Source organism: Micromonospora sp. NPDC049051 (genome assembly GCF_043197575.1).
Lineage (GTDB): Bacteria > Actinomycetota > Actinomycetes > Mycobacteriales > Micromonosporaceae > Micromonospora.
Map to the genome: position 1 here is coordinate 165718 of NZ_JBICTL010000009.1, position 10526 is coordinate 176243.

Consider the following 10526-nt stretch of genomic DNA (forward strand, 5'->3'; position numbering starts at 1 on the left):
ACCTCCTCGTCGTCGCCGGAACGAAGGGGACGTCCGGCCGCAGGTCGCGCCTCGTGGCGCCGAGCGACGCCCAACACCGTACGCAGTCGCGCTGCACACCCTGCCAAGGTTTTCGGTTGCCGGCAAACCCCTGGCGACCGGCCGTGACCGAACCGTCGCCGTCGCGCCGGCCCATTGCGAATGTGAGCCGCGTCGCCCTAGTGTGGCGCGAATCGAGCTTCATTACTCGCCGGTAGGAGTAGCGTGGACAACTCCGACACCCGCTCGCGCCACGTCCTGTTCCTCAACTGGCGCGACACCACCAACCCCGAGGGCGGCGGCTCCGAGGTCTACGTCGAGCGCATCGCCGCCGAACTCGTCGCCGCCGGGCACCGGGTCACCCTGCTCTGCGCCGCGCACCAGAACGCCGGCCCGGCCACCACCACGCCCGAGGGCGTACGCGTGCTGCGGCGCGGCTCCCGGATGACGGTCTACGCCCGGGCGGCGCTGACCTGCCTGGCGGGCCGGTTCGGCTTCGGCCCCCTGAGCCGGCGTGGCCTGGGCCGGCCGGACCTGGTCGTCGACGTCTGCAACGGGGTCCCGTTCTTCGCCCCGCTCTACGCCGGCCGCCCGGTGCTCGCCCTGGTGCACCACGTGCACCGGGAGCAGTGGCCGGTGGTCTTCGGCCCGAAGATGGCCCGGCTGGGCTGGTGGATCGAGTCACGGCTGGCGGTCCGGCTCTACCGCCGCTGCCGCTACGTGACGGTGTCGGAGGCGAGCCGCGCGGAGTTGGCCGCCCTCGGGGTGAACGCGGACCGGATCGACGTGGTGCCCAACGGGACGCCGCCGGTGACCGGCCCACCGCTGCCCCGCACGCCGCACCCGTCGCTGCTGGTGCTCGGCCGGCTGGTGCCGCACAAGCGGGTGGAGATCGCCCTGCGCACGGTCGCCGAGCTGGTCGCCGAGATGCCCGATCTGGAGCTGGTGGTGGCCGGCCAGGGCTGGTGGACGCAGCCACTTCGGGAGCTGTCCGAATCACTCGGCATCGCGAATCATGTCCGGTTCACCGGCTTCATCAGCGAGGAGGGGAAGCATCGCGTGCTCTCGTCGGCGTGGCTGGCGCTCACCCCCTCGCTCAAGGAGGGCTGGGGCCTGACCATCGTGGAGGCCGCCGCCCGGAGCACCCCGACCGTCGCGTTCCGCTACGCGGGGGGCGTCGCCGAGGCGATGGTCGACACCGAGACCGGGCTCCTCGTCGACGACGAGCCGGAGTTCACCGCCGTCGTCCGCGAACTGCTCGGCGACGACGTGCGGCGCAAGGCGATGGGTGAGGCCGCGCTGCTGCACGCGTCCCGCTTCACCTGGACCGCGACCGGCGCGCGGTTCGCCCACCTGGTCACGCAGGTAACCGCCCGCCCCTGAGCGCGGCCCCCTGGCCACCGACGCCGTGTCCGCCGGCCGGGAACGAGCCGACGTGTCCGCTGGCTCGCGCAGCGTCGCCTGCAACGGCTCCGGCCCGCCCGCCGCCGGGAACGACGAAGGGCGCCCGCGTCAGCGGGCGCCCTTCGTGCGTTTGGTTCAGCGCGTGCCGTAAAGCGGAGCCTCGGTTCCCTGCTCACTCACCTTGGTGTTGGCGGCCTCCTTGGCGGACGGGCTGAGCGCATTCGCCAGTCCGACGCTCCCGAGCAGGCCGAGCACGACCCCGAGTACCCCGACGGCGACGAACGCGGGCAGGTTCCTCATCCACCTTCTCCTTCCGCGGGACTCGCGTGCCGGGACGCTACCACGCGGTAGCCTACCCGCGCAGCGCCCGAAAAAACGATCCCCACCACCACCGTTCCGGCCAACAGGTGGGCCAGTCCCACCGCGCCGGGCCGGGCCGGCGCGGGCGGCGGCGTCCAGTCGGGGTTCTCGTAGAGGGTCAGCTCCGGTCCCGCGTGGACGGTTCGCAGCCCGGCCAGCGCCGCCGGGGTCGGGGGCGGGCCGGCCGCCCGCTGCACCAGCACCCACCGGGCGCCGGTGGTCGACAGGGGTGCACCGGCGGCGAGCTTCTCGCGCACCCGCGCCGCGCGGCGGTCCTCGCCGGCCACCGCCAGGCCGCCCACCCGCAGCGTGTCGTCGATCAGCACCGGCACGGCGAGGTACCGGGGCGCCGGATCGATCACCACCTGTCCGTGGTTCCACGGATGGCTCTGGTACTCCTGGAACGGCAGTGAGATCACCTCGCCCGGCCGCTCGGCGGTCAACCTGGCCACCGTCGCCCAGTCCGCCGGCCAGGCCACCGGGCGGAGCCGGCCGACGCCGCCGAAGGCCAGGTCGGGCAGGATCGCCACGGGCAGCAGCGCCGCGCCGACCAGCGTCACCGCGGCGGTCGTCGCGTCGAAGCGGGCCGCCAGCCGCTCCGCGAGCCGTTCCGCGCCGAGCGCGCCGGCCACCGCCAGCGCCAGCGCGTACGGCACCAGCAGCTTCTGTCCGTCGCGGAACAGCCCGGCGCCGGGCACGTCGGCGACCAGCCAGCCGAGCAGGTCCGCGCCGCCGGGCAGCACCCCGAGCGCCGCCGCCAGCCACGAGCCGGCGGCGAGCAGACCGAACCGACCGGCGGCCGACGGCGGCCAGCGCCGGCGCAGCAGCGGCACGCCGTACCCGGCGACCGCCAGGAGCAGCACGGTGGCCAGCGGCACCAGCACCACCGCCCGGGAGGCGGGAGTGCTCTGCCCGTTCCAGATGCCGCCGGTGCCCGCCAGCGCCGCCAGCGGACCGGCCCAGTTCTCCGCGCGCGCGGCGAACGCCGCCACCCCCGCCGGATCGGACCGACCGGCGTCGGCGGTGACGGACCCGGCGACCAGCCACGGCGCGTTGAGCAGCACCGTCAACCCCACGCCCAGCGCCGTCGACCGGACGGCCGCCGGACAGCGCCCGGGCAGCAGCACCGCGACCGCGGCCAGGGCGAGCACGCCGCCGGTCGGCGTGATCGCCGACGCCGCCGCCGCGAGCAGCAGCCGGCGCAGCCCGCCCCGCCGGCCCGCCCGCACGTCGAGCGCCGCCCGCACCAGCCAGGGCAGCGCGGCGTACGCGACCAGCAGCCCCCACTGCCCGATGAGCAGCCGCTCGGCGAGGTACGGCGTCCAGGCGTACCCGACGGCGGCCACCACCCGGACCGCGACCCGGTCGGTCGGCACCAGCCGGGCGGCGCCCAGCGCGGCCAGGTAGACGATCGCGCACAGCACCAGCCGTTGCAGCAACCAGCCGGGCACCACCTGGCTGGCCAGCGCGACCACCGCGTCCTGCGGGACGGCCCGGGGCAGCGCCGTGGCCGGGGCGATCGCCTCCCAGCTCAGCGCCTGCCGGGGCACGAAGACCATGTCGTAGCGGAGCACGTACCCGGGCAGGGCCAGCGGGGCGAGCACCACCGCCGTCACGGCGGCGGCCACGCCGTGCGGCACCAGCCGTTCGCGCATCCCCTGACCTCACCACTGCCCGGGCGCGACGACCGCCGCGCTGGTGGCGGCCACTGTACGCGGACGCCGGGCCGCGACCGAACCATCCGTTGGCCTGATGGGAACAGCGGTCGGCGGTGTGGCAGTCTTCCCGCCATGGCATCGACCGGGTCCGAGGGGGCCGCCCAGCCTGACGAGAACGGAACGACCGGCGGCTGGGTACGCGCCGACCCGGTGCGGGCGATCGGCGTCGCCATGATCGTGGTCAGCCTGCTGTGGCGGGCGCAGCTCGCCTCCCGGGGTCACCTCGCGGTCGACGACTGGGTGCTGGTCTCCCGGGCGGCGGAGGCCGACCTCACGCCGGGCTTCCTGCTCACCCTGTACAACAACCACTTCATGCCGGCCGCCCTGCTGCTCACCTGGGTGGTGACGCGGGTGGTCGGCCTCGCCTACTGGCCGTACGTGCTGCTGATGACCGCCGGCCAGGCGGTGCTGGCCGTGGCCTTCTTCCGGCTGCTCCGCACGCTGGTCCGGCCCGGTCTGGCGCTGCTGGTGCCGCTCGCGATCTTCCTGTTCAGTCCGCTCACCCTGGAGGCCGGCACCTGGTGGGCGGTGGGCGTGAACATGGTGCCCATGCAGCTCGCCATGGTGCTGGCGGTCGGCGCCCAGCTGCGCTACGTCCGCACCGGCCGCCGCCGACACCTGGTCAGCCTGGCCCTGGCGGTGGTGCTCGGGCTGCTCTTCTTCGAGAAGGCGCTGCTGGTGGTACCGCTGGTCTTCCTGTTCACCGCGTGCCTGCTCGTCGACGGCCCGCCGGTACGGGCGGTGTGGGACACGGTGCGCCGCTACTGGCCGTCGTGGGCCGTACTCACCGCCGTCTCGCTGGGCTTCGCCGGGCTCTACCTGACCCGCTCGGAGTCCTCCCTGCGCCAGCCGGACTCGCTGAACGAGGTGCTGTCGTTCCTGTGGCAGCTGCTCGGCTCGACCGTCGTTCCGGGCCTGCTCGGCGGGCCGTGGCAGTGGATGGCGGCGGGTGACGGCGCCCCGGTGACCGCGCCACCGGAGCTGGGCCGCTGGCTGTCCTGGGCCGTCTTCCTGACCCTGGTCGTGCTGACCGTACGACTGCGTCGCACCGCCGGGCGCGCCTGGGTGCTGCTCGGGGCGTACCTGGTCCTGGTGGTGACCCTGCTGGGCGCGACCCGGCTCGGCTCGGTCTACAGCGCCGTGGCCGGTTCCGTGCCCCGGTACGTCAGCGACGTCGTCGTGGTGGCCGCGCTCTGCATCGGCGTCGCGCTGCTCGGCCTGGCCTCTCCTGTCAGCCAGCCGGCGGCCGGTACGCAGACGGACCCGGCGGACGGCGAGCGACCGGAGTGGCTGACCCGGTACCGCGAGACGGCCAGCACCCTGCTCGTCGTCGTGCTGCTCGCCGCCGGTCTGGGCACGGCCTGGAGCACCGCGCGGTACGGCGACGAGTGGGCCGTGAAGCGGGGCCTGGCCTACCTGGAGACCGCGCGCACCGAGCTGGCCGCCGCCCCGCCCGGCACTGTCTTCCTCGACCGGCCCGTTCCCGAGGGCGTGGTGCCCAACCTCTCCGCGCCGTACAACCGGCAGTCGAAGTTCTTCCAGGCGCTGGAGGACGGCCCGGTCTTCGTCACCGGGGCGGAGGAGCCGGCGATCTTCGACGACCAGGGACGCATCGCCCCGGTCCGGGTGGACGGGCCCGCCGTCCCGCCCGGGCCCGACGAGGGCTGCGGTTACAAGATCCTCGGAGGGCAGACGGTACGGATACCGCTCAGCGCGCCGCGCGACGACTGGTTCTGGGTGGTCCGGATCGGCTACCTGAGCTCCGCCGACGCCACCGCCGTCTTCCGCCTCGGCGGCAGCGCCCGGGAGTTCCCCGTCAAGAAGGGCCTGCACCAGTACCACTTCGAGTTCACCGGCGGCGGCGACAGCGTCGAGCTGCACGTCCCACGCCACGGCGTGACGATCTGCACCAACGAGGTCGTCGTCGGCACCCCCGTGCCGCAGCAGTGAGCCTGCCGGGGCGGGGTCACTCGGGACGGAACAGCACCGAGTTCACGTAGCGGGGGCGCGGCCAGAGCACCCGGCGGGCGAAGCTCTGCCCGACCCGGGCGATCGCCGCGCGCTGGTGCCCGCCGAGGTCGAAGTCGGCCAGCGGCACCCAGTCCCGCCCCGGCAGCACGTACCCCCGGTAGCCCCAGCCGTCGAGCAGTTCCAGCAGCGGGCCGACCGGCTGGATGCGCTCCTCGACCTCGATGAGCAGCACCGGCCGGTCCCGGCGGACCGTCTCCGCCGCGCCCCGCAGCGCCGGCAGCTCGTGCCCCTCGATGTCCAGCTTCACGAAGCGCACGTCGGTCAGGCCGAGCGAGTCGAGCGTGATCCGCCGGACCTCCACCGGGTCGCCCTGCCGAGGGTCCTCCAGCGAGGAGGTGCCGACGATCGCCCCGCCCTCGGGAAGGTAGAGCGACGCGGTGCCCTCGTGGTCCGACACGGCCGCCTCGACCACCTCGACGGCCGGGAACGCCGCCCGCAGCTGTCGGGCCAGCGGCGGGGTGGGCTCCACCGCGACCACCCGGTCGGCGCGCCTGAGCAACCGCGCCGTCCACGGGCCGTACCAGGCGCCGACGTCCACGGCCGTGCCGCCGCGCGGCACGAAACCGGCCAACCGGGCCAGCTCCGGCTCCACCCGCGGGTAGACCCGGCGGATCGCGGCCGCGACGAACCGTTCGGGAAGGATCGAGGCCAACCCGGAGGTCGCTGCGGGGGCCACGTGCGTCGACGCCATGGGCCAGCACACTAGACGTTTCCCGGGCGGATGGGCAGGGGGCTGACGCAAGACCCTACTGACCGGTACCGTCACCCGGGGTCGGGCCCGTTCCGGCCGCTCCACCGGCCGCGACGCGCACCGTCCGTGCCGGGACAGCAGCGCGACATGGGGTGACATGACCCGGACGACGGGCAGAGAGACCGGAGCCGTCCGGCTCGGCGCGGCGGGCGCCGCCGTCACCGTCGCCACCATGCTGACCAACGCGCTGGCGTACCTCGTCCCGGTCCTCGGGGCCCGCCGGCTGGCCGCCGCCGAACTGGGCGCGCTGGCCACCGCGCTCGCCCTCGCCGCCATCGCGGCCGTGCCCGGCTTCGGGCTCCAGATCGCGGTGGCCGCGCACCGCGCCCGGTGGGGTGCCACCAGCGCCGCCCGCCTCGCGCTGCGCACCGCCGCGCTCACCGCCGGAGTCACCGCGCTGGCCGCCCCGGTGCTCAGCGCGGCGCTGCGCCTGCCGGTGGCGCTGACCCTGCTGCTCGCGGCGACCACGTTCGCCACCGTGCTGGCCGGCCGCTGGCTCGGTGAACTCCAGGGCGACCAGCGGTTCCTGCGCCTGGCCGCCGCGATGACCGTGCTCGCCGCCGGCCGCTACGGCGGGCTCGTCCTCGGGCTGGCCCTCGGCCGGGGGCCGGTCGCCTGCCTGCTGCTCGCCACGCTCACCGGGCTGGCCGTCCTGCCCCTGCTGGCCCGCCTCGCCCGCCCGGCCCGGCCCGCTGCGCCGGCCCCGCCCGCAGTCGCCCCGGCCACCGCGGTGGACCGCCGGCTGACCGCCCGGCACGTCATGACCGCGTGCGGCGCGTCGTTGGCGATGCTCACCATCTCGTACGCCGACCTGATCCTCGCCCGCCAGCTGCTACCCGACGACGCCTCCGGCGGGTACGCGGTCGGGTCGGTGCTCACCAAGGGCGCGCTCTGGGCGCCTCAGGTGGTCACCGTGCTGGTGCTGCCCCGGCTCGCCCAGGGCGACCGGCGGGCCCGGGTCGCCGCGCTGGGGCTGATCCTGGCCTGCGGCGCGGTCCTCGTCGGCGCCTCCGCGTTGGCCGGCGAACTGGCGTTCCGCCTCGCCGGCGGCGCGGACTACCTGCACCTGGCCGGCACGGCACCCCTCTTCGCCGCCGTCGGCGCCCTCTACGCGGTGGTCTTCATGCTGGTCAACGACCGGGTTGCCACGGGCGCCCGGTGGCCCGCCGCGCCGCTCTGGGCGGCCACCGTCGGCCTCGCCGGGGCGGCCCTGCTCGTCGCGCCGCGCACGGTCGAGGGCGTCCTGTCCTGCGCGCTCGCCGCCGCCGTCGCGACAGCCACGGTCATGGCCTGGCTGACCTTCCGCCGGCCCCACGTCCGGCCGTCTCCCGACCGGCGGGCCCTGACGGAGCCCTCCGACCCGTCTCCCGCCGCCCCGGCCCACGGCCGACCGGTGCCCCGCGACACGCCGGACGACACGCGGTAACGAGGCGGTGGGGGCGTAGGCTGCCGCCCTCGCCGGAGCGCCGGTTACCGTAGGTGTCTTCCGGGCGGAGACGTGCTCCCCCCGTTGTGGTACGTCCGATCGAGGTGACCGTGACGCTGTACGGCGAGAAGACTCCACCCGCCGACGACCGGCCCACCGTGCAGGTCACAGCCGTGACCTGGCCCGGTGACGAGCCCGAGCCGGCAGCTCCGGCGGGCGGGCCCGGCGGTCCGGGCGGGTCGCGGTCCCGCCGGTTCCGCCTGCTGCTGGCCGCCGGGATCACCACGGTGGTGCTGGGCTCCGTGGCGGGGGCGGGCGTCTACGCGTACGCCGGTGACGTGCCGCGCGGGACGACGGTACTCGGCGCGGAGCTGGGAGGCCGCAGCCGCACGGACGCCGCACGGGAGCTGCGGGCGGTCCTCGAACGCCGCGCCGCCGACCTCGCCACCCCCCTGTCGGTACGCGTCGGCGAGCGGACCGCCACGATCGACCCGGCCTCCGTCGGCCTGGCGATCGACGTCGACGCCACGGTGGCGGCGGCTGCCGAGGCCGACGCGCACGCGGTCGACCGGCTCGTGGGATCCCGGGCGGTGCAGCCCGTGGTGACCGTGGACGCCGCCCGGCTCGACGCCGCCCTCGAGAAGATCGTCGGCGACCAGGGCCGGAAGATGACGATGCCGGCGATCACCTGGAAGGGCACCACGCCGAAGGCGGTGCATCCGAAGCCGAGCCTCGCGCTCGATCCGGAGCGCTCCGCGCAGGTGGTACGGGAGGGCTGGCTCAGCGGTCAGCCGGTGACCGTGCCGCTGGTCGAGACGCACCCGGCGACCACGGCCGAGGAGGTGGACCGGCTGGTCGCCGAGCTGGCGAAGCCGGCCGTCGCCGCCCCGGTCACGCTGACCACCGGCAAGGGCTCGCTGCGGATCCCGCCGACCGCGATCGCCAGGAGCCTCCGGTTCACCGCCGACAAGGCCGGCAAACTGACCCCGCAGGTCGACGTGAAGCGGCTGCGCACAGCGCTCGGCGCCGACCTGGCCGCGATCGAGGTACCGCCGACGGACGCCCGGATGACCATCTCCGGCGGCAAGCCGAAGGTCGTCGACGGCAAGCCCGGCCAGCAGCTCGACAGCGCTGCCCTCAGCCGGGACCTGCTCGCCGTCCTGCCGAAGGCGGACGACCGGAAGGTCGCCGGCGAGCTGAAGCCTGCGGAGCCGGAGCTGACCGCGGCGAAGCTGGCCGGGCTGGGCATCAAGGAGCGGGTCTCCACCTTCACCACCCGGTTCACCGGCGGGCTCTCCTCGCCGCGCAGCCAGAACATCATCACGATCGCCAAGGACGTGGACGGCACGGTGGTGCTGCCCGGCGAGACGTTCTCGCTCAACGGCCACACCGGCGAGCGTGGCTACGCCCAGGGCTACCGGGACGCTCCCGTCATCCTCGACGGCAAGCTGGTCCCAGGCGTGGGCGGCGGCACCTCGCAGTTCACCACCACGCTGTTCAACGCGACGTACTACGCCGGGCTGGAGGACGTCGAGCACAAGCCGCACTCGTACTGGTTCAGCCGGTATCCGGCGGTCATCGAGTCGACCATCTTCTGGCCGGACCTGGACTTCAAGTTCCGCAACAACACCGAGTACGGCGTCCTGATCGACACCTCCTACACGTCGAGTTCGATCACCGTGTCGATCTGGAGCACCAAGATCTGGGACAGCGTGAAGACCGAGTACAGTCCGCGCCGCAACATCACCCAGCCGACCACGGTCTACCTGAAGCCCGGCCCGACGTGCATCCCCGCCAGCGGCAGCCAGGGCTTCACCCAGGACGCCTTCCGGGTCATCAAGAAGGACGGCAAGGTCGTGAAGCGGGAGAAGTTCACCTGGCGCTACTCCGCCGAGCCCCGCTTCATCTGCGGCCCGGAGCCCTCCTGACCGCCGTCTGAGTCCCGCTCGGGGAAGCCCCGCCGGCCACGTCGCCGGCGGGGCTTCCCCCTGCCGTACGCACACCGCTGACGCTGACTCCTGCGCCCGCAGTGCGCGCCCCGGTAGCCTCCGCGGATGTGGATCCGGCAGTACGCCTACTTCAGTCTCCGGTCCCGGAGCGTCCCCGCCAGCGAGATCACGGCTCGCCTGGGGCTGGAGCCGGACGAGGTCCTGGTACGGGGCAGCCGGTCGGTGGAGCCGCCCCGACCCGTGCTCCACAATTGGCAGATCACCTGCCGGGAGCCCGGTCTGGCAGTGGACGAACAGATCGCCCGGGTCGTCGCCCGGTTGTTGCCGCTGGCTGCGGAGGTCCGTCACGTCGCGGCGGACCTCCGCAGCGTCGACGGTGAGCAGGGAGGCGCCCGGCTACAGGTGGTCCGCCATCTCGACGCCGAGGACGGCGAGCCTGAGGAAGCCGTCGCTGTGGGCGGGCTGACGAAGCTACCGGGCCAGCACCAGCTGCTCGGCTGGCACCTCGACCGGGCGACGCTGGCGTTCCTGCACCTGGTGGGCGCAGACCTGGACGTCGACGAGTACAGCTGACCCAGGAGGGTCCAGAGCGGCTCCGCCACCTGCCGAAGGAATGCTGAACGCCTCCTGGGCTCCGCGCTTTCGCACTTCGGATTCCGGGCTTGGCGCTTCGGACTCTGGACTCCGCGCTGGCTCCGCGCTTCGGGCGGCGGGGCCGAGCGAATACGACCCGTAACGCAGTTCAGGGTCACCCCGAAGGGTGACCCTGAACTGGAAGATTGTCCGGCGGTGTCCTACTCTCCCACACCCTCCCGAGTGCAGTACCATCGGCGCTGGAGGGCTTAGCTTCCGGGTTCGGAATGTAACCG

General features: G+C 74.3%; 8 protein-coding genes and 1 rRNA gene. 5 read left to right on the forward strand and 4 right to left on the reverse strand.

Annotated elements, in window-relative coordinates; all coding sequences use genetic code 11:
• Positions 1-243 precede the first annotated feature (243 nt).
• Positions 244-1401, forward strand: coding sequence for a glycosyltransferase family 4 protein (locus tag ACGFIR_RS28845; protein WP_393148347.1), 1158 nt, complete (start codon positions 244-246; stop codon positions 1399-1401).
• 156 nt (positions 1402-1557) lie between these two features.
• On the opposite strand, the gene ACGFIR_RS28850 is transcribed toward ACGFIR_RS28845, so the two are convergent.
• A complete protein-coding gene (locus ACGFIR_RS28850; RefSeq protein WP_157747273.1) occupies positions 1558-1722 on the reverse strand; it encodes a hypothetical protein in 165 nt (54 codons plus the stop codon).
• Positions 1719-3437, reverse strand: coding sequence for a hypothetical protein (locus ACGFIR_RS28855; RefSeq protein ID WP_393148349.1), 1719 nt, complete (start codon positions 3435-3437; stop codon positions 1719-1721). The genes ACGFIR_RS28850 and ACGFIR_RS28855 overlap by 4 nt, the downstream gene beginning before the upstream one ends.
• A 135-nt stretch (positions 3438-3572) precedes the next feature.
• Here ACGFIR_RS28855 and ACGFIR_RS28860 point away from each other — a divergent pair, with 135 nt between their 5' ends.
• Positions 3573-5450 carry a hypothetical protein gene (locus ACGFIR_RS28860; protein WP_393148351.1) on the forward strand — a complete coding sequence of 626 codons (1878 nt, stop codon included), beginning with the start codon at positions 3573-3575 and terminating at the stop codon, positions 5448-5450.
• Between the two features lie 16 nt (positions 5451-5466).
• On the opposite strand, the gene ACGFIR_RS28865 is transcribed toward ACGFIR_RS28860, so the two are convergent.
• Positions 5467-6222: an FkbM family methyltransferase gene (locus tag ACGFIR_RS28865; RefSeq protein WP_393148353.1), complete on the reverse strand. Its 756-nt coding sequence runs from the start codon at positions 6220-6222 to the stop codon at positions 5467-5469.
• Positions 6223-6379: 157 nt separating this feature from the next.
• Between ACGFIR_RS28865 and ACGFIR_RS28870 the strand changes: the two genes are divergently transcribed.
• From ACGFIR_RS28870 to ACGFIR_RS28880, 3 genes are all read left to right on the forward strand, one after another.
• Positions 6380-7708: a polysaccharide biosynthesis protein gene (locus ACGFIR_RS28870; RefSeq protein ID WP_393148355.1), complete on the forward strand. Its 1329-nt coding sequence runs from the start codon at positions 6380-6382 to the stop codon at positions 7706-7708.
• A 104-nt stretch (positions 7709-7812) separates the two neighbouring features.
• Complete coding sequence (locus ACGFIR_RS28875) at positions 7813-9636, forward strand: VanW family protein (RefSeq protein WP_393148357.1); 1824 nt, start codon at positions 7813-7815, stop codon at positions 9634-9636.
• Positions 9637-9762: 126 nt separating this feature from the next.
• Positions 9763-10230, forward strand: coding sequence for a DUF4279 domain-containing protein (locus ACGFIR_RS28880; protein ID WP_392997852.1), 468 nt, complete (start codon positions 9763-9765; stop codon positions 10228-10230).
• Between the two features lie 208 nt (positions 10231-10438).
• Here ACGFIR_RS28880 and rrf read toward each other — a convergent pair.
• Positions 10439-10526, reverse strand: a 5S ribosomal RNA gene (gene rrf, locus ACGFIR_RS28885); the annotation flags it as partial.

What these genes read in the sequence shown, in the direction of transcription:
- ACGFIR_RS28850 (WP_157747273.1), bottom strand. Translation starts at nt 1,722, where the DNA reads ATGAGGAACCTGCCCGCGTTCGTCGCCGTCGGGGTACTCGGGGTCGTG.
- ACGFIR_RS28855 (WP_393148349.1), bottom strand. Translation starts at nt 3,437, where the DNA reads ATGCGCGAACGGCTGGTGCCGCACGGCGTGGCCGCCGCCGTGACGGCG.
- ACGFIR_RS28860 (WP_393148351.1), top strand. Translation starts at nt 3,573, where the DNA reads ATGGCATCGACCGGGTCCGAGGGGGCCGCCCAGCCTGACGAGAACGGA.
- ACGFIR_RS28865 (WP_393148353.1), bottom strand. Translation starts at nt 6,222, where the DNA reads ATGGCGTCGACGCACGTGGCCCCCGCAGCGACCTCCGGGTTGGCCTCG.
- ACGFIR_RS28870 (WP_393148355.1), top strand. Translation starts at nt 6,380, where the DNA reads ATGACCCGGACGACGGGCAGAGAGACCGGAGCCGTCCGGCTCGGCGCG.
- ACGFIR_RS28880 (WP_392997852.1), top strand. Translation starts at nt 9,763, where the DNA reads ATGTGGATCCGGCAGTACGCCTACTTCAGTCTCCGGTCCCGGAGCGTC.